The organism is Agromyces sp. Y558 (genome assembly GCF_059445415.1).
In genome coordinates this window covers 94,272-118,880 of sequence record NZ_JCAIUH010000001.1, presented here as the reverse complement: position 1 = coordinate 118,880, position 24,609 = coordinate 94,272, and the positions used below count along the sequence as shown (strand labels likewise).

Annotated in this window: 21 protein-coding genes; 10 read left to right on the top strand and 11 right to left on the bottom strand. The window is 68.1% G+C overall.

The window, feature by feature from the left end:
* Positions 1–79: 79 nt before the first annotated feature.
* The 3 genes from AC1C2T_RS00515 to AC1C2T_RS00505 form a co-directional block, all read right to left on the bottom strand.
* A complete protein-coding gene (locus AC1C2T_RS00515) occupies positions 80–1,417 on the bottom strand; it encodes an MFS transporter (RefSeq protein ID WP_495383844.1) in 1,338 nt (445 codons plus the stop codon).
* A 104-nt stretch (positions 1,418–1,521) separates the two neighbouring features.
* On the bottom strand, positions 1,522–3,582 hold the full coding sequence (locus AC1C2T_RS00510; protein ID WP_495385375.1) for an ABC transporter ATP-binding protein: 2,061 nt from the start codon (positions 3,580–3,582) through the stop codon (positions 1,522–1,524).
* A gap of 104 nt (positions 3,583–3,686) precedes the next feature.
* The gene (locus tag AC1C2T_RS00505) at positions 3,687–5,420 is read right to left on the bottom strand and encodes an ABC transporter ATP-binding protein (protein ID WP_495383843.1); all 1,734 of its coding nucleotides are present in this window, start codon (positions 5,418–5,420) and stop codon (positions 3,687–3,689) included.
* Positions 5,421–5,743: 323 nt separating this feature from the next.
* Between AC1C2T_RS00505 and AC1C2T_RS00500 the strand changes: the two genes are divergently transcribed.
* A complete protein-coding gene (locus AC1C2T_RS00500) occupies positions 5,744–7,465 on the top strand; it encodes an acyl-CoA dehydrogenase family protein (protein WP_495383842.1) in 1,722 nt (573 codons plus the stop codon).
* A gap of 94 nt (positions 7,466–7,559) precedes the next feature.
* Here AC1C2T_RS00500 and AC1C2T_RS00495 read toward each other — a convergent pair whose 3' ends face one another.
* The gene (locus AC1C2T_RS00495; RefSeq protein WP_495383841.1) at positions 7,560–8,582 is read right to left on the bottom strand and encodes an N-acetylglucosamine kinase; all 1,023 of its coding nucleotides are present in this window, start codon (positions 8,580–8,582) and stop codon (positions 7,560–7,562) included.
* A gap of 106 nt (positions 8,583–8,688) precedes the next feature.
* Between AC1C2T_RS00495 and AC1C2T_RS00490 the strand changes: the two genes are divergently transcribed.
* The 4 genes from AC1C2T_RS00490 to AC1C2T_RS00475 all read left to right on the top strand — a co-directional run bounded on the left by AC1C2T_RS00490 (position 8,689) and on the right by AC1C2T_RS00475 (position 12,880).
* Positions 8,689–9,990 carry a sugar ABC transporter substrate-binding protein gene (locus tag AC1C2T_RS00490; RefSeq protein ID WP_495383840.1) on the top strand — a complete coding sequence of 434 codons (1,302 nt, stop codon included), beginning with the start codon at positions 8,689–8,691 and terminating at the stop codon, positions 9,988–9,990.
* Between the two features lie 88 nt (positions 9,991–10,078).
* Positions 10,079–11,014 carry a carbohydrate ABC transporter permease gene (locus tag AC1C2T_RS00485; RefSeq protein WP_495383839.1) on the top strand — a complete coding sequence of 312 codons (936 nt, stop codon included), beginning with the start codon at positions 10,079–10,081 and terminating at the stop codon, positions 11,012–11,014.
* On the top strand, positions 11,011–11,841 hold the full coding sequence (locus AC1C2T_RS00480; protein WP_495352701.1) for a carbohydrate ABC transporter permease: 831 nt from the start codon (positions 11,011–11,013) through the stop codon (positions 11,839–11,841). The genes AC1C2T_RS00485 and AC1C2T_RS00480 overlap by 4 nt, the downstream gene beginning before the upstream one ends.
* Positions 11,842–11,983: 142 nt before the next feature.
* On the top strand, positions 11,984–12,880 hold the full coding sequence (locus AC1C2T_RS00475) for a MurR/RpiR family transcriptional regulator (protein ID WP_495363380.1): 897 nt from the start codon (positions 11,984–11,986) through the stop codon (positions 12,878–12,880).
* 8 nt (positions 12,881–12,888) lie between these two features.
* Here the strand turns inward: AC1C2T_RS00475 and AC1C2T_RS00470 are convergent, their stop codons facing one another.
* The 3 genes from AC1C2T_RS00470 to AC1C2T_RS00460 all read right to left on the bottom strand — a co-directional run bounded on the left by AC1C2T_RS00470 (position 12,889) and on the right by AC1C2T_RS00460 (position 15,801).
* Entirely contained in the window at positions 12,889–13,890 is a 1,002-nt protein-coding gene (locus AC1C2T_RS00470) for a nucleotidyl transferase AbiEii/AbiGii toxin family protein (protein WP_495383838.1), read from the bottom strand.
* A complete protein-coding gene (locus AC1C2T_RS00465; protein ID WP_495363378.1) occupies positions 13,887–14,474 on the bottom strand; it encodes a type IV toxin-antitoxin system AbiEi family antitoxin domain-containing protein in 588 nt (195 codons plus the stop codon). The genes AC1C2T_RS00470 and AC1C2T_RS00465 overlap by 4 nt, the downstream gene beginning before the upstream one ends.
* Before the next feature lie 202 nt (positions 14,475–14,676).
* Positions 14,677–15,801, bottom strand: coding sequence for a carboxylate-amine ligase (locus AC1C2T_RS00460; RefSeq protein WP_495363377.1), 1,125 nt, complete (start codon positions 15,799–15,801; stop codon positions 14,677–14,679).
* A gap of 158 nt (positions 15,802–15,959) precedes the next feature.
* Between AC1C2T_RS00460 and AC1C2T_RS00455 the strand changes: the two genes are divergently transcribed.
* Both AC1C2T_RS00455 and AC1C2T_RS00450 read left to right on the top strand, forming a co-directional pair.
* Positions 15,960–16,334: a YciI family protein gene (locus AC1C2T_RS00455; RefSeq protein ID WP_495383837.1), complete on the top strand. Its 375-nt coding sequence runs from the start codon at positions 15,960–15,962 to the stop codon at positions 16,332–16,334.
* Positions 16,335–16,339: 5 nt separating this feature from the next.
* Positions 16,340–17,581, top strand: coding sequence for an RNA polymerase sigma factor (locus tag AC1C2T_RS00450; RefSeq protein WP_495363375.1), 1,242 nt, complete (start codon positions 16,340–16,342; stop codon positions 17,579–17,581).
* Between the two features lie 269 nt (positions 17,582–17,850).
* Here AC1C2T_RS00450 and AC1C2T_RS00445 read toward each other — a convergent pair whose 3' ends face one another.
* From AC1C2T_RS00445 to AC1C2T_RS00435, 3 genes are all read right to left on the bottom strand, one after another.
* Positions 17,851–18,675 carry an NINE protein gene (locus AC1C2T_RS00445; RefSeq protein ID WP_495383836.1) on the bottom strand — a complete coding sequence of 275 codons (825 nt, stop codon included), beginning with the start codon at positions 18,673–18,675 and terminating at the stop codon, positions 17,851–17,853.
* Positions 18,665–19,507: a sulfite exporter TauE/SafE family protein gene (locus tag AC1C2T_RS00440; RefSeq protein ID WP_495383835.1), complete on the bottom strand. Its 843-nt coding sequence runs from the start codon at positions 19,505–19,507 to the stop codon at positions 18,665–18,667. Before AC1C2T_RS00440 ends, AC1C2T_RS00445 begins: the two co-directional genes overlap by 11 nt.
* Positions 19,508–19,568: 61 nt before the next feature.
* Positions 19,569–20,150, bottom strand: a complete 582-nt coding sequence (locus AC1C2T_RS00435) for a VanZ family protein (protein ID WP_495383834.1) — start codon at positions 20,148–20,150, stop codon at positions 19,569–19,571.
* 366 nt (positions 20,151–20,516) lie between these two features.
* Between AC1C2T_RS00435 and AC1C2T_RS00430 the strand changes: the two genes are divergently transcribed.
* From AC1C2T_RS00430 to AC1C2T_RS00420, 3 genes are all read left to right on the top strand, one after another.
* The gene (locus tag AC1C2T_RS00430) at positions 20,517–20,720 is read left to right on the top strand and encodes a cold-shock protein (protein WP_129520071.1); all 204 of its coding nucleotides are present in this window, start codon (positions 20,517–20,519) and stop codon (positions 20,718–20,720) included.
* A 290-nt stretch (positions 20,721–21,010) separates the two neighbouring features.
* On the top strand, positions 21,011–22,078 hold the full coding sequence (locus tag AC1C2T_RS00425) for a fatty acid desaturase family protein (RefSeq protein WP_495385374.1): 1,068 nt from the start codon (positions 21,011–21,013) through the stop codon (positions 22,076–22,078).
* A gap of 141 nt (positions 22,079–22,219) precedes the next feature.
* Entirely contained in the window at positions 22,220–22,426 is a 207-nt protein-coding gene (locus AC1C2T_RS00420; RefSeq protein WP_022893778.1) for a cold-shock protein, read from the top strand.
* 188 nt (positions 22,427–22,614) lie between these two features.
* Here the strand turns inward: AC1C2T_RS00420 and nhaA are convergent, their stop codons facing one another.
* Positions 22,615–24,507 carry a Na+/H+ antiporter NhaA gene (nhaA, locus tag AC1C2T_RS00415; protein WP_495383833.1) on the bottom strand — a complete coding sequence of 631 codons (1,893 nt, stop codon included), beginning with the start codon at positions 24,505–24,507 and terminating at the stop codon, positions 22,615–22,617.
* Positions 24,508–24,609: the final 102 nt, after the last annotated feature.

Here is a 24,609-nt window from a genome sequence, read left to right as displayed (position 1 = left end):
CGCCGGATGACCCGGTGATCGTGCTGAGGCCCGAGCGACTTCCCCACCTGGGGGCGCTCGGGCCTCGGCTGATCGGGCCTCAGCCGTCGCGGCGATCGCGACGGCGCGTGCGCGGCTCGTCGAGGCCGAGGTGCACGCGGGTGCGCTTGCGCTCGAAGACGATGAAGCCCGCGCCGATCGCCCACAGCGGCAGCTGAGTGAGGAAGGCGAGACGGAACGCCTCGGGGCTGTACGTGTCGGGGGTGCCTGCGCCCTGCGCGTCCATGGCGATGCCGATGAACAGGATCGCGAGAAGGGCGGCGAGAAACCCGCCGACGTTCACGATGCCGGTGGCCGTGCTGAGTCGATGGCGCGGGTTGTAGGTGCGGGCGTGATCGAAGCCGATCATCGAAGCGGGGCCGCCCGTGCTGAGCGCCAAGGCGAGCACGAAGAGCAGCCACAACGGGACCGAGCCGGGCCAGAGGATGACGGCGAGCCACGCGACCACCTGGACGGCGATGATCGGCAGCACGAGCATCCGCGATCGCCGCATCGGATGCCGACTCGACAGCGCGCCGATCACCGGGCCGACCACCATGCCGGCGACGACGTAGACGCTGAAGATCAGCGAGGCCATCGCCGCAGAAAGGCCCTCGCCGACCGTGAGGAACGGGAAGCCCCACAGCAGGATGAACGCGGTGCCCGAGAACGGCGCCGTGAAGTGCGACCAGAACGCGAGCCGGGTCGCCGGGTGCGCCCACGATTCGCGGAAACCTTGCCGCAGGTCGGCCGACGAGGTCACCGCGTGCATGGCGCCGGTGGCGGTATCGACGCTCACGTCGGAGTCGCGGCCCGGTGGTCGGTTGCGGATGACGGCGAAGGTCAGCACGGTGAAGAGCACGCCGAGTCCGGCGAGGCTGCCGAACGCGATGGTCCAGCTCGTCGCGTGCAGCAGGGCTGCGATCGGCAGGATCGCGAGCAGCTGGCCGCTCTGGCCGACGATGCCGGTGAGCTGCACGAGGAACGGCGCCTGCCGCTCGGGGAACCACACGGCGACGACGCGCAGCACGCTCGGGAAGATCGCCGCGTCGCCCGCGCCCTGTAGCATGCGGGCGAAGATCGCCGTGCCGACGTCGGGTGCGAAGGCCATCACGAGTTGACCGGTGGCCATGACGAACATGCCGATGGTGATGATCGGTCGTGCGCCGAAGCGGTCGAGCAGCAACCCCACCGGGACCTGCATCGCGCCGTAGACGAACAGCTGCACGACGGCGAAGAGGGAGAGCACCGAGGCATCCGCGTCGAATCGGACCGCAGCGTCGACGCCGACCGCTGACAGCGAAGTGCGGTTCGTGATCGAGAGCACGTAGGCGGCGACGCCGACACCCCACACGAGCCACAGTCGCCAGGGGCGCACGGGCTGGGGCAGGATCGTCACGCATCCATCTTCTCGCGGAGCCGGCCCGCCTGCGCCCTTGAATGACGAACGAGCGGATGCCCCGAATCCGGGACATCCGCTCGTTCACCTGCGAGGCAGCGCGACTACAGTTCGAGCTCGGCCTCGGCCGCATCCTCGATGACCTCTTCGAGCGGGCGAGGTGGGGGCTGCGTCGTGTCGCCGGCCTGCAACTCGCCGAGTTCGGCGTCGAGGTCGCTCGCCGCCTGCTCGAACTGCGAGTTGTAGAGGCGGTAGTACGCACCCTTCGCCGCGATGAGCTCGTCGTGCGTGCCCTTCTCGACGATGTCACCGTGCTCCATCACGAGGATGAGGTCGGCGTCGCGGATCGTCGAGAGACGGTGCGCGATCACGAACGAGGTGCGGCCCTGGCGAAGGGCCGCCATCGCGTGCTGCACGAGCAGCTCGGTGCGGGTGTCCACCGACGAGGTTGCCTCGTCGAGGATCAGCACCGACGGCCGCGCCACGAACGCGCGCGCGATCGTGATGAGCTGCTTCTCGCCGGCTGAGACGTTCGACGCCTCCTCATCGAGCACGGTGTCGTAGCCGTCGGGCAGCGAGTGCACGAAGCGGTCGACGTACGTGGCGCGGGCCGCGTCGAGGATCTCCTCGTCGGTCGCCGTCTGGCGTCCGTACTGGATGTTCTCGCGAATGGTGCCCGCGAACAGCCACGGGTCCTGCAACACCATGCCGGTGCGTACACGCACGTCGTGCCGGGTCAGCTTGGCGATGTCTTGACCGTCGAGCAGGATGCGCCCGCTATCGAGCTCGTAGAACCGCATGATGAGGTTGACGAGCGTCGTCTTCCCTGCACCGGTCGGGCCCACGATCGCGACCGTCTGCCCGGGCTCGACCTTGAACGACAGGTCGCGGATGAGCGGCCGCTCCGGCGTGTACGAGAACGAAACGTTCTCGAACTCGATGGTGCCGTCGCCGTCGACCGGAGTCGGCGCATCGGCCGCGTCGGGCCCCTGCTCCTCAGCGTCGAGCAGTTCGAAGACCCGCTCGGCCGAGGCGGTGCCCGACTGCACGACCGCCGCCATGCCGCCGAGCTGCGAGAGCGGCTGCGTGAACTGCTGCGAGTACTGGATGAACGCCTGCACGTCACCGAGGCGCAGCTGCCCACTCGCGACCATGAGGCCGCCGAGCACTGCGATGCCGACATAGGTCAGGTTTCCGATGAACATCATGCCGGGCATGATGGTGCCCGAGAGGAACTGCGCCTTGAACGCGGCCTCGTAGAGCTCCTCGTTCTCGGCCCGGAACTTCTCACTCGCGTCGCGTTCGCGGCCGAACACCTTGACGAGCGCGTGCCCCGAGAACGACTCCTCGACGCGAGCGTTCAGACGGCCGACCTTCTTCCACTGCACACCGAACGCGGCCTGCGACTTCGGTCCGATCAAGCCGAAGATGACGGCCATGAGCGGCAGCGAGATGAGCGTCACGAGGGCGAGCTGCCACGAGATCGAGAACATCATGACGAGCACGCCGATCACGGTGAGCACGCTCGTGAGCGCGCTCGAGAGCGACTGCTGCATCGTCTGCGTGATGTTGTCGATATCGTTCGTGACTCTCGAGATGAGCTCGCCGCGCTGCGTCTTGTCGAAGTAGCTGAGCGGCAGGCGGTGCACCTTGGCCTCGACGTCTTCGCGCAGGCGCCACATCGCGCGCACCATGATGATGTTGATGACGTACCCCTGCACCCACGAGAGCACGGAGGCGACGAGATACAGCGCGAGCACGAGAATCACGATCTGGCTGAGCGCGACGAAGTCGATGCCTTCGCCCGGCGTCAGGGTTGCCGCGCCGACGATGTTGGCGAGATCCGTCTGGCCCGAGGACCGAAGCTGCTCGACGACCTGCTCCTGACTGACGCCCGCCGGCAGCTGCAGCGAGATAAAGCCATCGAAGATGATGTTCGTCGCCTCGCCGAGCAGTTTCGGTGCGATGACCGTGAGCACGACGCCGAGCGCGCCGAGCAGCGAGACGAAGGCGAACGACCACTTCCACGGGGCCAGCAGCCCCAGCAGGCGGCGGAAGCTCGCGCCGAAGTTCGCGGCCTTGCCAGGCGCGAGGCTGTCCCAGTCGCCCGAGTTCAGGCGTCCCTGCTCGGCGAGCTCGAACTCGATGCGCTCCTGTTCGGTCATCTCTTTCGGGTCGGCGGTGCGAGCGGCGCCGTGGGTGCCGCCCTTGCCGGCCCCACGGCCCGCCCCGCGTCCACGGCGGGGCTGCTGGTCATTGGTGTCGGTGCTCATGCCTGTGCCTCCACTCCGAGCTGCGATTCGACGATCTGGCGGTAGGTTCCGCACGTTTCGAGGAGTTCCTCGTGCGTGCCGATGCCGACCATGCCGCCGTCGTCGAGCACGATGATGCGGTCGGCATCGGTGATCGTCGACACGCGCTGCGCGACGACGATCTTCGTGACCTCGGGCAACTCCCGCCAGAGCGCCTGCCGCAATCTCGCATCCGTCGTGAGGTCGAGTGCCGAGAACGAGTCGTCGAAGACGAGGATGTCGGGGATGTGCACGATCGCCCGCGCGATCGCGAGGCGCTGGCGCTGGCCCCCCGAGACGTTCGTGCCGCCCTGCGCGATGCGGGCGTTGAGCCCGCCCTCCATCTCGGCGACGAAGTCGCGACCCTGCGCGATCTCGAGCGCCTTCCAGAGCTCCTCGTCTGTGGCCTCCTCGCGACCGAATCGCAGGTTGGATGCGACGGTGCCGGCGAACAGGAACGGGCGCTGCGGCACGAGACCGATCGTCGCCCACAGCCGGTCGAGGTCGGCCTCGCGCACGTCGACGCCGTTGACGAGCACTGAGCCGCCGGTCGCGTCGAAGAGCCGCGGGATGAGCGAGACGAGCGTCGTCTTGCCTGCACCGGTCGAGCCGACGACCGCCACGGTCTCACCCCGATCGGCGCGGAACGAAATGCCTTCGAGCACGGGGTGCTGAGCACCCGGGTAGGCGAACTCGACGTCGCGGTACTCCACCGAGCCCGTCTCGGGGAACTGCGTCACCGGCACGGCGGGCCGGGTGAGGGTCGATTCGCTCGCGAGCACCTCGCCGATGCGCTCGCCCGATACCGCGGCGCGCGGGATCATGATCGTCGTGAAGGCGGCCATGAGCACGCCGCCGAGGATGATGCCGACGTACTGCATGAACGCGAAGAGCGTGCCGATCTGCACGTTGCCCGCGTCGACCTCGATCGCGCCGAACCAGATCACGCCGATGACGGTGACGTTGAGCACGAGCATGAAGAACGGGAACAGCGTGATGAAGAGCGTGCCGACACGGCGGCCGACGACCATGATCTCGGTGTTCGCTCCACGGAAGCGCTCTTCTTCGATGTCCTCCCGCACGAACGCTCGCACGACGCGGATGCCGGTGAGCTGCTCGCGCAGCACCCGGTTCACGGCATCGAGCTTGGTCTGGAAGCTGCGGAACAGCGGCACCATGCGGCTGATCACAAAGACGGCGACGACGAGAATCACGAGCACCGCGGACCAGATCAGCCAACTGAGGCCGAGGTCTTGCCGCAGCGCCATGATGATGCCGCCGATCGCGAGCAGCGGCGCGCTCACGAGCATGGTCGCGCCGGTCATGGCGAGCATCTGCACCTGCTGCACATCGTTCGTGTTGCGGGTGATGAGGGAGCCGGGGCCGAACTGCGACACTTCGCGCTCCGAGAACGCGCTGACCTTGTCGAACACGTCGTTGCGGATGTCGCGACCGAGGCGCATCGCAGCCTTCGCAGCGAAGTAGGTGGCGACGATCGCCGCGATGATCTGTGCGAGCGAGATCGCGAGCATGAACGTGCCGGTCGACCAGATGTACGCGGTATCACCCGTCGAGACACCCTTGTCGATGATGTCGGCGTTCAGGCTTGGCAGGTAGAGGCTCGCCAAGGCGGAGATGAACTGGAACACCAGTACACCGAGGAGCAGCCATTTGTAGGGTTTGAGGTAGCGGACGAGGATTCTTCCGAGCATTGCGTCTCCATCGCGGGGAGTCAGTGAACCGAGCGGACACCGCCTGCCGTGGCGCGTTCGTGCGCGCACTGCATCAGCCAGGGCACCCATGCCCCTCGCTCGATCTGCACGATCGCACCCCCGTACGACATTGCAGCGTTTTAGCCTCACATGGCGCGTGACGAGACGCAAGCGCCACCGGCGATCTGTCGCCTGCGTTCACCGAGGGCGAAATCTGCGGCGACCGGCGCTTCGACGCACGTACGTTGGGCCGGCCGATCACGGCGCCCGATGGAACGGCGGCGCGGCCGCCGACCGGCGAGAATGGGCGGCGGAGGCCGACGATGATCAACACGCACGAGGTCGAGAACCAGGTGCCGCCGCGCGAAGCGGTCGACGAGTACACGTCGAACGTGCCGCTCGCCGAATCGGTGGCGCGGTGGGGGCGAGGCGGCACGCATGCCCCGGGCGCTCGCGGTTCGTCACCTGACGGGGATGCCGCGGCATCCGCTCGCACCGCCCTCTCCGAGGCCGGGAGGCTCGTCGCCTCGCCGGCATTCCAGCGAGACGCGGAGCGCGCGAACACCCGCCCTCCGGTACTGCAGACGCACGATCGCTGGGGTCGGCGCATCGACGAGGTCGAGTACGACGACGCATATCACCGAGTGATCGCGGCGGCCGTGGGTGCGGGCGCGCACACGAGTGCCGCGGCGAATCCGGGACCGGGCGCGAACGTCGACCGGGCGGCGGCGTTCTTCCTCTTCGCGCAGGTCGAGCCCGGCCATGCCTGCCCGGTGTCGATGACGCATGCGGCGGTGCCGACCCTCGAGCTCGCGGCATCCGGCCTTCGCGATGAATGGATGCCGCGGCTGCTGAGCCGCTCGTACGACCCCGTGCTCGCGGCGGGCAAGGCTTCGGCGCTCATCGGCATGGCGATGACCGAGAAGCAGGGCGGATCCGATGTGCGCGCGAACACGACGCGCGCCGAGCGGCGCGGCGGCGCGTCGGGCTGGGGCGAGGAGTACGGCCTCACGGGCCACAAGTGGTTCTGCAGCGCACCGATGAGTGACGCGTTCCTCGTGCTCGCGCAGACTCCGCACGGGCTGAGCTGCTTCTTCGTGCCGCGAGTGCTGCCCGACGCATCGCGGAACGTGTTCCGCATCCAGCGGCTGAAGGACAAGCTCGGCAACCGTTCGAATGCGTCGGCCGAGATCGAGCTCGATGCAACGACGGGATGGCTCGTGGGGGAGGAGGGTCGCGGCGTCGCGACGATCGTGCAGATGGTGACGCGCACCCGGCTCGATTGCGTGATCGGGTCTGCGGCGGGCATGCGCCAGTCGGTCGCAGAGGCGGCTTGGCATGTGCGGCATCGCACTGCGTTCGGGTCGTTGCTCGTCGACCAGCCGGCGATGGCGGCGGTCATCGCCGATCTCGCGCTCGAGTCGGAGGCGGCCACGCTCACGTCGATGCGGCTCGCACGAGCATACGACGCCGACGACGACGCGACGGTGCCTGATTCGAGCGGCGGTGCGGAGCAGGCGTTCCGTCGCCTGGCGACCGCGGTCTCGAAGTACTGGATCTGCAAGCGCGGCCCCGGCCATGCCGCCGAAGCGCTCGAGTGCCTCGGCGGGAACGGATACACCGAGGCGTTCCCGCTTGCGCGCCGCTATCGCGAGCAACCGCTGCTCGCGATCTGGGAGGGCTCGGGCAATGTCATCGCGCTCGATGTGCTGCGCGTGCTCGCGCGTGAACCCGAGGCGTTCGAGGCATTCTTCGCCGAGGTCGGGTCGGCGGCGGGCGAGTCGCCGACGTTCGATGCGGCGCTCGCCGGGGTGCACACGCTCGTGCGTGAGCTTGCGATGATGGATGTCGCGGCTGCCGCGGCTCGTGCGCGTGAACTGACCGAGCGGCTCGCGTTGGTACTGCAGGCATCGCTCATGCTGCGGTACGCGCCGGGGCCGGTCTCGGACGCGTTCGTCCGCACGCGGCTCGGCGGCGAGGGCGGCGGGCAGTACGGGGTGCTGCCGCGCGGAGCGGACATTGCCGCGCTGCTCGCGCGCGCCTGAGTGCGCCGGGCGCCGGGGGGATGTGCGTGTGGGGGACCGGACGACTCAGGATCCAGCACAGGGGCCCCGCCCATGGGAACCCGCACTGACCCGCTCAGCGCCAGAGGAACGGCGGATGCCCCGCGGGCACCTCGCCTCGAGCCACGAGCCGGGCCAGCTGCACGGCGCCATCGAGCGGTCCACCGGCTGCGGGCACGAGGGAGGCGTCGGGCGCGAGGCGGGCGAATTCCGCCTCGAACGCCGAGACGAATGCCCCGCCCGCGGCGAACACGCCACCGGTACCGGCGGCGAGCCGCGGTTCGGCCAGCGCGGGGTCGAGTGCGGCGGCGAGGGTGCCGGCGACGAGCGCACCGGCATCCGACATGATGCGGGTCGACGCTGCGTCGCCGACCGAGGCGAGGCCCGCGACATCCGCTGCGAAGCCCGCGAGCACCGAGCCGCGGTCGTCGCGCGTGTAGAGCTGCGCGGGCCAACCCGGCGCCGGGCCGAAGCGCGACTCGGCCGCTGAGAGGAGCGCCGCGGCATCCGTCGTCACACCGTCATGAGTCAGGATCGCCGCCTTCAGGCCCTCGATGCCGATCCACGCGCCCGAACCGCGGTCGTCGTACAGGTGGCCCCAGCCGCCGACCCGCCGCCAAACCTCGTGCAGGTCGGTGCCGATCGCGATGGCGCCGGTGCCCACGGCGACGACCGCGCCCGGGCGGCCGCCGAGCGCGCCGAGATGAGCGGTCAACGCATCGATGGCGAGCGCGATCTGGGCCCCGCCGGCGGCATCGCGCAACGCCGCGACCGATGTGGCGGGCGAAGCGACGAGGGAGGCGAGACCGGTGGCACCGATTCCGACCGCGGTGATCGAGGCATCCGGCCACTCTTCGCGAGCCCGATCGATGAGCGAACCGGCGACCGAGAGCGCCGTGCTGCCACTCGGCGTGATCGCGACCGGCGGCCCCTCGAGCAGGCGTCGTCCGGCGCCGGCAGCACTGCCGACTGCCCCGCTGGAACCGGCACCGGTGGTGGCCGCCGCCGGCTCGAGCGCAGCCCTGCTCCCGGTGCCGCCGATGTCGACACCGAGGACCCATTCCGAACGTTCGGAAGTTTCTTGCAAACCGGCCATCATTCCCGAATACTACTTCCAGAGTGAGTTCTGTTTCAGGTTCATCGTCCGTTTCATATTCCCGGTCGGCGCGCGAGTGCCACCAACGTTTCAACGAGGAGACACCCCTATGAACAAGCGCTTCCTCCCGGTCGCGGCACTCGGCATCACCGCCATGCTCGCGCTGGCAGCCTGCTCCAGCGGCGAGACCCCTGCCGCCGACGACGGCCCGATCGACGCGAAGGGCGAGACCCTCACCGTCTGGATCATGGAAGGCACCAACCCCGACTCCGAGCCCTTCTTCGAGAAGGTCGGCGAGGCATTCACCGAAGAGACCGGTGCGACCCTCGAGGTCGAGTACGTGCAGTGGGCCGATGCCCACGACCGCTTCGTCACGTCGATCGCGGGCGGCACCACCCCCGACGTCGCCGAGACCGGCACCACGTGGACCGCCGAGTTCGCCGACGCCGGCGCGCTCGCCCCGCTCACCGAATTCGTCGCCGCCGAAGACGGCCTGCAAGACGACCTCGTCGACGGGCTCGAGGTCGCCGGCACCTACGACGGCGACCTCTACGGCATGCCGTGGTACGCCGGCGTGCGCTCGATCGTCTATCGCGCCGACGTCTTCGACGAGCTCGGCCTCGAGGCGCCGACCAGCTGGGACGAGATCGTCTCGGCCGGCGAGGCCATCAAGGCGGCTCACCCCGAGATGCTCGCATTCGCGGTTCCCGGCAACGCCGAGTTCGGTGTGTACCCGTGGGTCTGGGGCGCCGGCGGCGAGGTCTCGGAGCTCGACGGCGACGAGTGGACCTCGGGCCTTGCGAGCAAGGAGTCCCAGGAGGGCATCCAGTTCTACACCGACCTCGCACTGAAGCACGGCTTCTCCTCGGCCGGCGCGACCACGTGGAAGGAGACCGACGCGCGCGACGCCTTCACGCAGGGCAGCGTCGCCATGATGCTCTCCGGCTCGTGGACCCCGAAGGCGCTCGTGGAGAAGGCTCCCGACCTCGAAGGCAAGATCGCGGCAGCGGTCATCCCCGGTCAGGAAGACGGCATCTCGCCGTCGGTGCTCGGCGGCTCGCACCTGTCGGTCTTCAACACCTCGAAGAACCAGGAACTCGCGTACGCCTTCGTCGAGCTCATGACCACGGGCGAGTTCGCCGCCGAGTGGGCCGACTCGACCGGATACTTCCCGGGCCTCGAGTCGCTCATGGACGACGCGCTCGCCTCGACTGACCCGCTCGTGCAGCCCTTCGCCCAGCAGATGGTCGAGGGCGGCGCATCCGTGCCCGTCACCCCGACCTTCGGTGCGGTGCAGGCCAAGCAGACGACGAACACCATGATGCAGGCCATCCTCAGCGGTCAGAAGACCGTCGAGCAGGCGACGAAGGATGCCGCTGCCGAGATGGACACCATCATGAACGGCAACTGAGGCGACCGGAACAACCGAGGCATCTGATTTGTCGAACCTCGCACCAACGCTGTCGGTCACGGGTGAGGGCGCTCCAGCGTCCGCATCCGTGACCGGCGGCGTCGGTGGCCGCGACCCCCGCGGCCGCCGTTTCCTGACCTGGGCGAAAGCCCGTCCGTGGGTGCTCCTCGCGCCCGCGCTCATCATCCTCGGCGGCCTCATGCTGTGGCCGCTCATCCGCGTCGTGCTCTTCTCGCTGCAGGACTACGGCCTGCGCGAGATCGTCAGCGGCAAGTCCAACTTCACCGGCCTCGACAACTACGTCGAGGCGTTCACCAATCCGACCCTCTGGTCGGTCGTGCTGCCGAACACGCTGGGCTTCGCCGTGGCATCCGTCGCAGGCACCGTCATCGTCGGCACGCTCGTCGCCCTGCTGCTCGCCTCGCTCGGCACCTTGTCGCGCACCGTCGTCGCGAGCGCCATCATGATCGCCTGGGCGATGCCCGCGGTCACCGGCACCTACGTGTGGGTCTGGATCTTCGACGCCGACAAGGGCATAGTCAACTCGACGCTCATGGCGATGGGCCTCATGGACGAGCCGTACAACTGGTTCACGAACCAGTGGTCGTTCTACGGCATCGTGCTCTTGAACGTCATCCACCACGGCTTCCCGTTCGTGGCGATCACGATTCTCGCGGGCCTGCTCGGCGTGCCGAAAGAGATGCTCGAGGCCGCCGAGATGGACGGCGCCGGCGCGTGGCGACGGTTCTGGAAGATCATCTTCCCGACGCTGAAGCCCGTCTTCTCGGTCGTCATCATCCTGTCGACCATCTGGGACTTCAAGGTGTTCGCGCAGGTCTACCTGATGCCGGGCGGTGCGGGCTCGAACCGATCGGTGCTGAACCTCGGCGTCTGGTCGTACGTCGAGTCGTTCGGGCAGAACCGCTACGGCTTCGGCGCGGCGCTCGCGGTGCTGCTCACGATCGTGCTGCTGGCCATCACGGTCGTCTACATCCGTACGCTCTTCAAGGAGGAACAGCTGTGAGACGGCGTTCCCCCGCACGCAACATCGGCAAGATCATCGCCGTCGTCGCGTTGCTGCTCTTCACCCTCTTCCCGGTGTACTGGATGGTCTCGAGCGCGTTCGACGCGCAGGCGTCGAGCGGCGGCCAGTCGCTCGTGCCCAAGGAGTTCACGTGGGACAACTTCACCTACGTGCTGAGCGAGGGCGGCTTCGACGTCTTCCTCCGCAACTCGGCGCTCGTGGCGGTCGTCACCGTGCTCGCGAGTGCGATCGTGGCACTGCTCGCCTCGGTCGCGGTCGCCCGGTTCAAGTTCAAGTTCCGCACGGCAATGCTGCTCATGATCCTCGTCGTGCAGATGGTGCCGCTCGAAGCTCTCGTGATCCCGCTGTTCGTGCAGGTGCGCGACCTCGGCCTGCTGAACACGCTGCTCGGCCTGATGGTCGTCTACGTGGCACTCTCGCTGCCGTTCGGCATCTGGATGCTGCGCGGCTTCGTCGCCGCCGTACCGGTCGAGCTCGAAGAGGCCGCCTACATCGACGGCGCGAGCTGGTGGCGCATGTTCCGTTCGGTCATGCTGCCGCTCGTGATGCCTGGCCTCGTCGCAACGAGCGTCTTCTCCTTCATCACGGCGTGGAATGAGTTCATCTTCGCGATGACCCTGCTCGGCGGGGCGACGGAGAACTACACGGTCGCGATCGGCCTGAAGTCGTTCTTCGGCCTGCACTCCAACGAATGGGGCTACATCATGGCCGCATCGACGCTCATCACCCTGCCGGTCATGATCTTCTTCATCATCGTTCAGCGTCGCCTCTCGTCGGGCCTCGTCGCCGGCGCCGTCAAGGGCTAGGCGTGGGCACCCCCTCTCAACCCACCACGGTGACCAGAACTGGGGTGGCTCGCCGCGCCGCACAGCCGGGTGGCATCCCCGAGGATGGAAGGCAGGCCGCGGACGCGGGCGCACATTCTCAGCAGGAACCGGGGACCCAGTGATGTCGGCGAACGTGCTCACGGCCGTGCGAGCAGCACTGCCGCGCCTCAGCTCGTCGGAGGCGCGTGTCGCCGAGGCGATCATCGCCGACCCGACGCTCGTCGTCGAGCTCACGATCAACGACCTCGCGCGCGTCTGCGGTACCTCGCTGTCGACCGTCGCCCGCTTCTGCCAGACCCTCGGCTACAGCGGGTATCGCGAGTTCCGCATGGAGGTCGCGAGCGCGGTGAGCCGTGAGGCGGCCGGGCGCGACCGGTTCGGTCTCGCCGACTCCGACATCAATCCGGATGACTCGGCCGACGACGTGCTCGCGAAGATCGCGTTCCAGGAGGTGCTCGCCATCGAGGAGACGGTCGCGGGTCTCGACACCGCGGTGCTCGACGGCGTGGTGTCGGCGATCGATGCGGCGGGGCACGTCGACCTCTATGGATTCGGCGCGAGCGGCCTCACCGCTCAGGACCTGCAGCAGAAGCTCACCCGTATCGGCATCTCCGCGTTCTGCTCGGTCGACATCCACCTCGCGCTGGTCTCCGCGGCGCTTCGGAGGCCGACGGATGTCGCGATCGGCATCTCGCACTCCGGACTCACCACCGAAACGAGCCACGCCCTTTCCGCCGCCCGCGACGCCGGTGCGACGACCGTGGCGATCACCAACTCGCCGGAGTCGCCGATCGCCGAGCTCGCCGAATTCGTGCTCATGACCCGCGCACGCGAGTCGACCTACCGCATGGGCGCGATGTCGAGTCGCATCGCCCAGCTCGCGCTCGTCGACTTCCTCTTCGTGCGGGTCGCGCAGCGAAGGCACGATGACGTGGCGACGCCGTTGCGCCGCACGCACGAGGTCACCGAGAGCCACCGTCTCGCCACCAGGCGCAAGCGCACGGCCAACGGCGAGTAGGGCTCAGCTCACCCGGTACCGCCATCGGGAAGCTCCCGCGATCCCTGCTTTCGCGAGGGATGCCGGGGGCTTTCTCCGAATTGGCCAGTTGCCCACAATTTGCCCGCACCCGCAAAGTTGGACGAGCTACTCCGCCCAGGTCTGCGTTTCCGGGTCCCAGCGGGCGGTGTCGGGCATCTCGCCGGAGTAGACCGGGTCGAGGAACGCGACGATGTCAGCCAACTGGTCGTCGAGGTCCGCTTCGGTTCGTTCTTGCAGTGCTTCCTTGCGCCGCCAGGCGTCCCACTTGGTCTGCATCCCTGGAACCGCCCGTACCCGTCGACGTAGTCGGCGAGCGGTTCGAGGTCGAATCCGCGATGCTGAGCGACCGCTGTCGCGGCGGCGCGGATGTCACCGGCTGTGAACTCCTGGGTGCGTTGGAATCCACGGATGTCCACGTAATCCCGCCATCGGGTGCTTGTGGTGCCACGCTGCAAGATAGTCACGGACTTTTCGGCGATGACCGTAGGGATGGGGTGTCCGAAAACTTCGAGAGTCCCGCCGAGTAGCCGCGGGAGCTCGACGATTTCCGGCTTCGGCCAGATCGGGTCGCCAGTGCTGTCGTCGAGCTGGATCGACACCGATGTGCGGTGAAGAGTTGCAGGCACCGTGACTCGAAGGCCCGTGTACGCGTCGGCGTCGCGGATCTGAGCCACTCGCGTTGCGTCAGCGTCGATTGCGAGCCCGTCTTCGTCGTCGATCGCGGCGACCGCGACGACGACTGCATGTAGATGCTCTTCGTCGAGTTGAAAGTTCAACGCCTGCAGGTCAGCATCTCTGGTTGGGCGGCGGAGCCGGTAGGCGGCCAGCAGTAGGCCCCCTTTGAGGACGAAGTCGCCCGCGTACTCGGTGCGGCCGAGTCGGTCAAGGAACCGTTCGAGCGCGTAAAGCACGTGCGTCTCGTGGGAGTTTTGGCGTTGCTGGCGTGCGAGGTTGGTCAGCTTGGCGCTGATGCTGGCTGCGCTCGTCACGTCAAGAACTCCAAGGCGTGGCGAAGCGGGGCTTCGGATCGGGGGATCTGGCGGGCGATGCTGATGAGCTTCGCGGGACGTGATCCACGAAGCCGGAGCCAGTTTCGGAGTGCCTCCGTCGCGATCTCGTAGCCGGCGTAGCCTCGGAGCCGGAACGCGTCGATGATGGACCGTTCGGCGCTGTAGATGCCGATGGTCAATTCGCTGCCGTCAATCGGTTGCTCACGACGTTCGATGTCGAACGTCGGAGCGTCGAACGAGTGCCAGTGGACTGCGGCTGTTGTCTTCGGGTGGCGGCGGTTGCGGGGGAGCGCGATGTCGATCTTGTCGGGGATCGCGTCGATCAGGTCGTAGCGTGCCAGCGCGCTAGTGAGACAGATTGTTGCGCGCTGAGCTCGGGTAGCGATCTCTATGAGATTCAGGTCGGCGAACGGCGCGTCAGTGCGCCGGTAGCGTCCGCGGCTGACCCGTTCGATCCGGTGGTGTTCGAGGAGCTTCTGCAGGTCTCTGACCTGTAGTCCGGCGTCGCGTGCGTCGGTGAAGGTGAAGGTGTCCGCCGCGATCGCGTCGAGCTTCGTGCTCATCGTGAGCTCCTTTCTGCATCATATTGCATACACATAATACTAACTGTATGCGCTTTGACGCGCGAGGGCATCCTGACTATCACATCGAAGTGCATACAGATAGTCGCATCTGTATGCGGTGTGATTCAAGGGTCCTTGGTCCGAGACCTGGATCTGAACGCGCTGGGCCCGACACCGCTGACCAGGTTCTTGCCAACCGGGCTCAGCTCTCACGCGCGAACGTCTCCTCGTACAGCGAGCGCAGGCCCGCGTTGCCGCTCTCCCTGAACGCGGCTCGCTGTCGCGCCGCGCCCGTGCCCTCTCGCATCAGCCTCGCGATGCCTTCCCGCACCAACTCCAGGTCACCGGCCGCTTCGAGCGCCGGTTGCAGCAGTCGGATGCTCCGCTCCAACGTCTCCTCGGTCGGGCGCAGCTCCCCGAGCACCGGGTCGAGCACCTCCGCGCTGATGCCGGTGTGCGCGGAGTGCAGCAGCGCGGCGTTCAGCAGCTCCGGACCGGGCGCCGATTTCGCGGTCGGCTGCACGGCGTGCGCCCACGCCAGCTCGTCGTCGACGACGGACACGACGAGCGCGCGGCAGAGCGAAGCGAGGAGTACCGATGACCACGCCTCGAGCTGTGCGTCGGCGACGCGGATCTCGATCGTCGGCAGTTTCGGGGAGAGTCGGGCGTTCCACATGATGATCGCCCGGTCCTTCATGCCGCCGATGCCGATGAGTCGCTCGAGTCGCCGGTCGTAGTCGGCGCCGTCACGGAAGACCGGCGGGCATCCGGTGGTCGTCCACCGTCGCTGGGCGACATTGCGCCAGCTCTCGTACCCGGTGTCGTGCCCGCGCCAGATCGGCGAGTTGCCGGTCAACGCGGAGAAGAGCGGCAGCCAGGTGCGCGACGCGTTCAGTGCGCGCACGCCCGCTTCGTGGTCGGGGATGCCGACGTGCACGTGCAGGCCCTGGATCTGGTGGTCGGCGATGACGTCGCCCATGTCGTCCGCGATGCGGAGATATCGGGGCAGGTCGGTGACAGTCGGGAACGGCAGCGCATCCGGCGGTGCCCCGACGCTCGCGACGACCGAGCCGAGCCGCACCGCCTCCGTCGTGAGCTCCCGACGGAACCCGACGAGCGCGGCCTGCGCGTCGGCCATCGAGGTGAACACCACCGAGGCGTGCTCGACCTGCGCGGCGAGGAACTCGTGATGGGTCACCGGCTCCCAGTCGGGTTGCGCGGCGAGGCTGCGGAACGCGCCCGCCGCGACATCCGCCGGGCGTAGCGTCTCGGGGTCGAGGAAGACGAATTCCTCCTCGATGCCGAACGTCGTCGGTTTCTCACCCATCGCGGCCTCCCCGGAGCGCTGTTCGAACTCTCGTCACCTCCGACGATGGTGTCAACCCCCGAATCGGGTGATGCTTGCTGCGGTCGAGAATCGCCCCACAGCCTCGACATACTGATGGGAGCGCGGTTCTGACTCCCCAGATCGAAGGAGCGATTCCGATGAAGTACCTGATCCAGATCTACAGCAACCCAGCGTCGCGTGCTGTGTGGAGCAAGTTCACGCCTGAGCAGCAGGCCGAGGGCTACGTCTACTACCAGCGCATCAGCGAGGAGCTCGCGGCGAGCGGGGACTTCGTGGCGAGCGAGGCGCTCGCTGACATCTCGCTCGCCAAGCGCGTGACGCATGACGACAACGGCACGGTCGCGAGCGACGGTCCGTTCGCCGAGACGAAGGAGCTGCTCGCCGGCTTCTATCTCGTCGACTGCGAGACCGAGGGGCGAGCCGTCGAGATCGCAGCGCGCTTCCCCGAGGCGCAGTTCGGCCTCGTCGAGGTGCGGCCGGTGCTCGAGATGGCCTCGGGCCCCGACGTGTGACTTGGATGCTCGAGAGCGACGCCGTCCGGGCGCTGCGAGCCGCCGCACCGTCGGCGCTCGCGGTGCTCGTGCGGCGCTACGGTGACTTCGCGGCGTGCGAAGACGCCGTGCAGGAGGCGCTCATCGCGGCATCCGATCAATGGCCGCGAGATGGCGTGCCCGATAGCCCCCGTGCGTGGCTCGTGCGGGTCGCCTCGCGGCGCTACATCGACGAGGTGCGAGCGGATGTCGCACGCCGCCGCCGCGAGTCGCGCGCCGCCGAGCTCGAGCCGACGCCGTCGCCGGTGTCCGCGGTCGACGACACGCTCACGTTGTTCCTGCTCTGCTGTCACCCGGCACTCGGTCGCCCGGCGCAGCTCGCACTCACGCTCAGGGCCGTGGGCGGCCTCACGACGGCCGAGATCGGTCGCGCCCTGCTGGTGCCCGAAGCGACGATCGCGCAGCGGATCTCGCGTGCGAAGGCACGGATCAGGGCGAGCGGCGATGGCTTCCGGATGCCGCAGCCGGCCACCCTCGACGGCCGGCTCGCCGCCCTGCGCCAAGTGCTCTACCTGATCTTCACCGAGGGGCACACCGCGAGCTCCGGAGACGAACTCGCCCGTGTGGACCTCTCGGCAGAGGCGATCCGCCTCACGAGGCAGTTGCTTGCGCTCGTGCCCGACGACTCGGGGGAGTCCACCGGGCTCCTCGCCCTCATGCTCCTCACCGACGCGCGTCGTGCCGCGCGCACCGGCGCAGCGGGCGCGCTCGTGCCGCTCGACGAGCAAGACCGCTCGCGCTGGGACCGCCGCATGATCGACGAGGGCGTCGCCCTCATCACCGGGGTGCTCGACCGCGCCCCGATCGGCCCGTACCAACTGCAGGCGGCGATCGCCGCGGTGCACGACGAGGCGGCATCGACCGACGACACCGACTGGATCGAGGTCCTCGGACTCTACGACCTGCTCGAACGCCTCGCGCCTGGCCCCATGGTCACCCTCGGTCGCATCGTGGCGCTCGCCATGGTGGAGGGACCGCAGTCGGGACTCGTCGCGCTCGAGGCATCCGAGGCCTCAGAGGCATCGAGTGGCGGCGCTGCGCTCGCCCAGCATCACCGCACCTGGGCGGTGCGTGCGCACCTGCTCGAGCGGGCAGGGTCGACGGATGCCGCTTCGCTCGCGTTCGCCGAGGCGGCGCGCCGCACCCTCAACGGCCCGGAACAGCGCTACCTCGCGGCGAAGGCCGAACGGTTGCGCGCACCGCGCTGACACTCGGCGGGCTGAGCTTGTCGATGCCGGTTGCGGCCGTTTGTGGGTTGAGCTTGTCGATGCCGGTCGCTGCCGTCTGTGGGCTGAGCTTGTCGAAGCCGGCCGCTGCCGTCTGTGGGCTGAGCTTGTCGAAGCCGGCCGCTGCCGTCTGTGGGTTGAGCTTGTCGATGCCGGTCGCTGCCGTCTGTGGGCTGAGCTTGTCGATGCCGGTCGCGGCCGTTTGTGGGCTGAGCTTGTCGAAGCCAGCCGCTGCCTTCTGTGGGACCTACTCAGCGCACGAGCAGGCCCACGATGCCCGACACGATGCTCGTCAACAGCGCGAGCGCGACGAGCGCCCCGGTCACGATCCACGCGACCCGCTTCTGCTCCTCGTACCCCTCGAGGGGCCGGCCGTCGCGATCGCGCTGCGCACCGGTGAGCACGAGCAGCAGGTCGACGAGCACCCAGACCCCGAGCCCGCCGAGGGTGAGCAACTTCGCGATCGCCGTTCCGTACTTGCCGAGGTAGAAGCGGTCGGCGCCCCAGAATCCGAGCAGCAGGGCGAACAGCCATGTCGCGACGAACGTGCGGCCGGCTGAGCGGTACAGCTCGTACGAGATCGGGGCTGCGGATGTCGCGGCTTCGGGGTAGCCCGGAGGGAGCGGCGCCGTCGTCTGCTCCTCGATTGCGGAACTCGGCGGTGCCGGCAGCGTGTACGAGGGGAACTCGGCTGCAGCGGTCGCTGCCGGCTGGACGGGAGACTGCGGAGGAGGGAACGGCAGCGCAGCGTTGGGGCGGGCCGTCGTCGACTCGTCGATGTCGTCGTACCTCGGAACAGGCGCGGGGTCGAGCGACGGTGCAGCGGGCGGCGCGAACGGCCACGCAGGCGCAGGCGCGACCGCCGGGGCAGCCTGCGCGGGCTGCGGGGTCTGGGGGGTCTGCGCGGGCTGCGGCGGCTGGGGGGCCCGCGCAGGCAACGGGTTCGGAGCGGCACCCGCCGGTCTCGGCGCCGTGTGCGGAGACCAGCCCGCGCCGTCCCAATAGCGCAGCAGCGCGGCATCCGCTTCGTCGTCGTACCAACCGGCGGCACGCCGCGGCTCGGGCTCAAGCGTCACGTTCGCTCCTCTCCTTCTGCTCCTTCTTCTGCAACCGTACGGCCCGCACCGCGAGCTGCACAGCCGCGATGACCACGAGTGCCGCGAACAGCCATGTCGACCACTCTGGCGACAGGAGGTGCGCGAGCGCGACGCCCCCGAACGACGCCACTGTCGCCGCGATACCCGCGATGACGCCGGCGCGAAGATCGACGACCCCGCCGCGAGTGTTGGTGATGGTGCCGCTGATCGCCGTGGGGATCATCACCGCGAGCGAGGTGCCTTTGGCGACGAGGTCGCTCATGCCGAAGAAGAGGATGAACGCCGGCACCATGACGAGCCCGCCGCCGATGCCGAAGAGCCCGGAGGCGACGCCGATGACGAGGCCGAGGCCGACCATGCCGATGATCGTGAGTGCGTCGAGCTCGAGATGTGCGGCGGCACGTGCGGGCACGACGAGCAGCATGCGCACGGCGACGACGACGAGCAGCGCGATGAACATCCAGCGCAGCCAGCCGAGGGGTACGCGGCGCAGCAGCAGTGCGCCCAGCCAGGAGCCGACGATGCCGCCCGCCGCGACGAAGAGCGCCGGAATCACATCGACCTCGCCGGCCAAGAAGTAGGTGATCGACCCGGCGATCGCCGTCGGCACGATCGCCGCGAGTGAGGTGGCCGCGGCTCGGCGCTGGTCCATGCCCGCGAAGGTCACGAGGAGCGGCACCATCAGCAGGCCCCCGCCGACCCCGAACGCACCCGAGAGCAACCCGCCGACGGCGCCGATCAGGGCGAGCCGCAGCCATGACGCGCGTTGGTCTCCAGAAGCCGCCGATGCGGGCGTCACAGGCGAAGTCACCCGCCTACTGTACTGGCGCAGGCGGGGCGGCCCGGCGGCAGACCGTCGGCCGCGCGGAGAGTCACGCCGCGCGGTCGGTCTGCGTCGCGACCAGCGCCGGATCGGGCAGCTGCGCGATCTCGGTCGGGTCGGCGACAGGGTGCTCGGCGACGGGGTGCTCGGCGACGGGGTCGAGTGTGCCGGCGGAATCCATCACCGCGTCGACGTCGACCCTGAGCATGGTGTCGGCGACGATGCCGGCTCGACGCACGCCGCGGGCGACGAGCACGAGCAGCACGCCGAGCATCGCGCCCGCCGTGTTCATCACGAGGTCGCGCGGGTCGGAGATGCGGTCGAGTTCGGGAACCTGCACGAGCTCGATGACGGTCGTGAAGCCGAAGCCCGCGAGCATCGCGAGCGGCCAGCGTCGCCTGTGGATGAGCAGCGCCGCCAGCAGCCCGACCGGAACGAAGAGCGCCACATTGAAGGCGATCTCCGCGAGGTACCCGGTCGTCCACGTGACGGGCGCCGTCCACGCATCAGGGTTCAGGATGCCGCCGTCGACCTGATTGCCCGCGGTGCGCCACGGTGCCGGGCCGACGGTCACCCAGAGCACGACCGCTGCGTAGGCAGCAGCGACGAGACCGAGGGGGCGGCGGTTCATCCCATGATTCTCCACCTTTTGGGGGCCGCCCCGCTGGAATCTTGCCGAGTGTCTGCCCATTGTGAAGAAAATCGGCAGAGGTCTTCCCAGGTCACGATTCGGTCGCGTAGCGTGTGAAGCTGAACATCGCCCGATAGGGTTTTGTTCACTGATTCCTCCATCAAGCGGGCGCTCGCCCGTGCCTCCATCTGATTGCCCGGAGGCGGACCGATCCGCGTGGCATGACCCGATACGAGACGGCGGATGCCTCCGCGCACACCCGCCCCTCGCCCCCGCTCCGTCGGCAACCCGCCGTGCGGGGCAGCGGTCGACCGTCGACCGCATCGGGTTCGCACTCTGCGGCCCAGACGACAGAAGGACAGCAGTATGGCAACCGGAACCGTCAAGTGGTTCAACGCCGAAAAGGGCTTCGGCTTCATCGCTCCTGACGACGGCAGCGCCGACGTCTTCGCGCACTTCAGCGCCATCACGGGCAACGGCTACCGTTCGCTCGAAGAGGGTCAGAAGGTCGAGTTCGAGGTCGCGCAGGGCCCGAAGGGTCTGCAGGCGGAGAACATCCGCGGGCTCTGAGCCGGCACAGGTACCACGAGAACGCCGCCGCAGCACAAATGTGCTGCGGCGGCGTTCGCTGTTCTCACTCCGAGATCTTCGCTGTTCTCGCTCCGCCCGCCCCCCGGTGACGACGATGCGCATGCATCCGAAGTGGCACCGGGCGGCTGGTGAAGATTTCTCAGCGCCTTCCCATGCGCCCGCGGTAGACTCAGGGCATCTGCAGCGGGTGGTTACCCGCGTGACACGGCTGGGAAGTCGATTACCAGTCGGGACGAAGAAACATCTCTCACACCGAAGCTCTCGGTGCGATTCGGGCAACGAAGCCCCGCACCGGTTCCGCGGATGTCACGCGGAGCTACACCGCCCTCTCCCGGGTCGTTCGTGAGTCCGGCCTTCTGAACCGCACTCGCTGGTTCTACCTCGCACTCGTCTCACTGCTCACGCTCGCTCTCGGCGGCGCGATCGCCGGCTTCATCCTGCTGGGCGACTCGTGGTTCCAGCTGCTCATCGCAGGCGCGCTCGGCCTCATCTTCACGCAGTTCGCGTTCCTCGCCCACGAGGCATCCCACCGCCAGGTGCTCGAGTCGGGCCCGAACAACGATCGGGTCGGCCGAATCCTCGCCGCCGGCGTCGTCGGCATCAGCTACTCGTGGTGGATGACGAAGCACACGCGTCACCACGCCAACCCCAACAAGGTGGGCAAAGACCCCGACATCGACTTCGACACGATCTCATTCACCGAGACGGATGCCGCGAAGCAGCGGGGGCTGCTCGCCCTCGTCACGCGCAAGCAGGGGTACCTCTTCTTCCCGCTGCTCATGCTCGAGGGGCTGAACCTGCACTACCGTTCGATCGCCACGCTCTTCGAGCGCGGCCGGGTCAAGGGTCGCTGGATCGAGTTGAGCCTCATCGCGGTGCGCTTCACGGTGTACCTCGGCGCGATCTTCTGGGTGCTGCCGCTCGGCATGGCCTTCGCCTTCCTCGGCGTGCAGCTCGCTGTCTTCGGCGTCTACATGGGCGCCTCGTTCGCGCCGAACCACAAGGGCATGCCGATCATCCCGGCCGATGCGAAGCTCGACTTCTTCTCGAAGCAGGTGCTGACCTCGCGCAACGTCTCGGGCGGTCTCTGGGCGAGCGCCCTCCTCGGCGGGCTCAACTACCAGGTCGAACACCACCTGTTCCCGAATATGCCCCGGCCGCACCTCGCCAGGGCCCGTGAGATAGTGCGCGAACACTGCCGCACGCTCGACGTGCCCTACACAGAGACGACACTCGTCAAGTCATACGGTATCGTGATTCAATATCTCAATCGCGTCGGTCTCTCGGCGCGCGACCCCTTCGACTGTCCGATGGTGAACCAATTCCGACGGATCTGATCGAATACATGCTGGTTGAGCTTCGCGAAACCCGCACCACACACTTCCGTCGGCGGACGTCGCCGTCGGAACCCCGCATGGCCTCCGGCCATGCACGTCGCAGCAGCTTCGGCAGCTCGGCTTAATACAGAAGGAAATAACATGGCAACCGGAACCGTCAAGTGGTTCAACGCCGACAAGGGCTTCGGCTTCATCGCTCCTGACGACGGCAGCGCCGACGTCTTCGCGCACTTCAGCGCGATCGCATCGGGCGGCTACCGCTCGCTCGAGGAGAACCAGAAGGTCGAATTCGAGACCGCCCGCGGCCCCAAGGGTCTGCAGGCTGAGAACATCACGGTCATTTCGTAAGTTCTCGCATCCCTTTTGACCGGGGGCCGACGCACTCATCGAGTGAGTTGAAACCTGGTCGACGAGCGGATGTCGCGGCAGCTGCCTCTTCGTGAGGCGTGCGCCGCGGCATCCGCTCTGTGCGTTTTCAGGGGCCTCTGTGCGTTTTCAGGGGCCTCTGTGCGTCTTCGGGCTGAGTCGTCCGAGTACTAGTCCGACGACGCGTCGATCGGGGCAGCTCCTCCAGCGGTCTCCTCGAGCGCGCGAATCAGCGACCGGGCGTCGTACGGGCCGAGGTGCCGTCGCCCGTTGACGAAGAGCGTCGGCACGGCGGTGATGCCCATCGCCTCGGCATCCAGCATGTCGTCGCGCACGCGCCCGGTCACCCTGGGTGACGTCAGGTCCGCTTCGAACCGCTCGACGTCGAGTCCGAGCTCGGTCGCCAGCCGCACGATGTCGGACGGCGCCTGGTGCTCCTGATCGGCGAAGAGACCGCGCTCGAACTCGAAGAACTTGCCCTGCAACGACGCAGCCTCTGCGGCTTCGGCGCCGGCCAGGGCGTTCGGGTGGTACTGCGTGAGCGGCGCATGACGCCAGATGTAGCGGAGCCGGTCGCCGAGCTCGGCGTGCACCTCCTGGATCGACCCCGAGGCCTTCAGGCAGAAGCCGCATTGGAAGTCGCCGTATTCGACGATCGTGTACGGCGCGTCGACAGAACCGAAGATGTGGTCGCGATCGGGGTCGACGGGGCGTGCGAGCGTCTGACCCGCGTCCAGGTCCGGCCGAGCGGCATCCGAGATGCGGAAGATCACGGTGCCGATGAGGAACGCGATGACCGACGCCGCGAGCACCCCGACGCGGGCCTCGTTCTGCGCTGCAGGGTCTTCGATGGCCAGGTCGACGATGAAGAGCGAGATCGTGAAGCCGATTCCGCAGAGCGCGGCGCCGCCCGCGATCCGATCGAGGGTGAGGCCGGCGCCGAACTCGCCGAGGCGGAGCAGCCGAAGCACGGCCGTGGAGCCGAAGACGCCGAGGAGCTTGCCCACGACGAGGCCGACGATGATGCCCCACGTGAGCGGTGAGCCGGCCGCACCGGCCAGGATCTCGGGACTGATCTGCACGCCGGCGTTGGCCAGGGCGAAGAGCGGGAGGATCACGTAGGCGACGTACGGCGCGTACGCGGATTGCAACCGCTCGTTGATGGAGATCGATTCACGCAGGCTGTTCGCGGCCGCGCGCGCGTACTCGGTGTTCGGCGACTGCCGGAAGGTGCGGGCGAGGTCGAGCGCGTGCTCGACGTCTCGCCGGTCGGGGCGGTAGACCGGCACCAGCAGCGCGATGGCGACGCCTGCGAGCGTCGGGTGCACGCCCGACGCGAGGAAGGACATCCACACGATGATCGCAAGGGTCGCGTAAACCGGTCCCCGGCCAGAGGGCAGGTATCGCGTGAAGTACACGCCGGCGAGGCCGACGGCCGCGACGATGAGGGGGAGCGGGTTGAAGTTCTCCGTGTAGACGAAGGCGATGATGCTGAGCGCACCGATGTCATCGACGACCGCGAGGGCCAGCAGGAAGACCCTCAGCCGGCCGGGCACCCGCGGCCCGATGAGGGCGAGTGCCCCGATGAGGAACGCGGTGTCCGTCGAGATCACGATTCCCCACGCATGCTCCTGGCCGGATCCTGCGGCGATGAACACGAACAGCAGCGCCGGAACGACGAGGCCGGCGACCGCGGCCACCACCGGCACCATCGCCCGAGACCAACTCGTGAGCTCGCCGATCGCGAACTCCCGTCGCACTTCGAGCCCCACGGTGAAGAAGAAGATCGCCATCAGCGCGTCGTTGACCAGCGCGTGGAGAGTGAAGTCGAGCTGGATGTCGCCCACGCCAACGGACAGGTGGGTCTCCCAGAAGCTGTCGTACGACCCGGTCGCGACGTTCGCCCAGATGATCGCGGCCACTGTCGCGATGAGGAGCAGCAGGGCACTGATCCGACTCTGCCCCGTCGCACGGATGCGAGCGGCGATCGAGCGACGGGTACGAGACTGGGGGACCACGTCCTCTGGATCGGGTGACCGCTCGATGATGGTCAGGTTGGTCATGGCGAGCATTCTCCTCGGCGTCCGGGTGTGGGACAAGCGCATGGTCGCCGGGGGTCATCGGGCCCGGTGTCCTCAAAGGTTCGTTCTCTAGGCTCGACCACG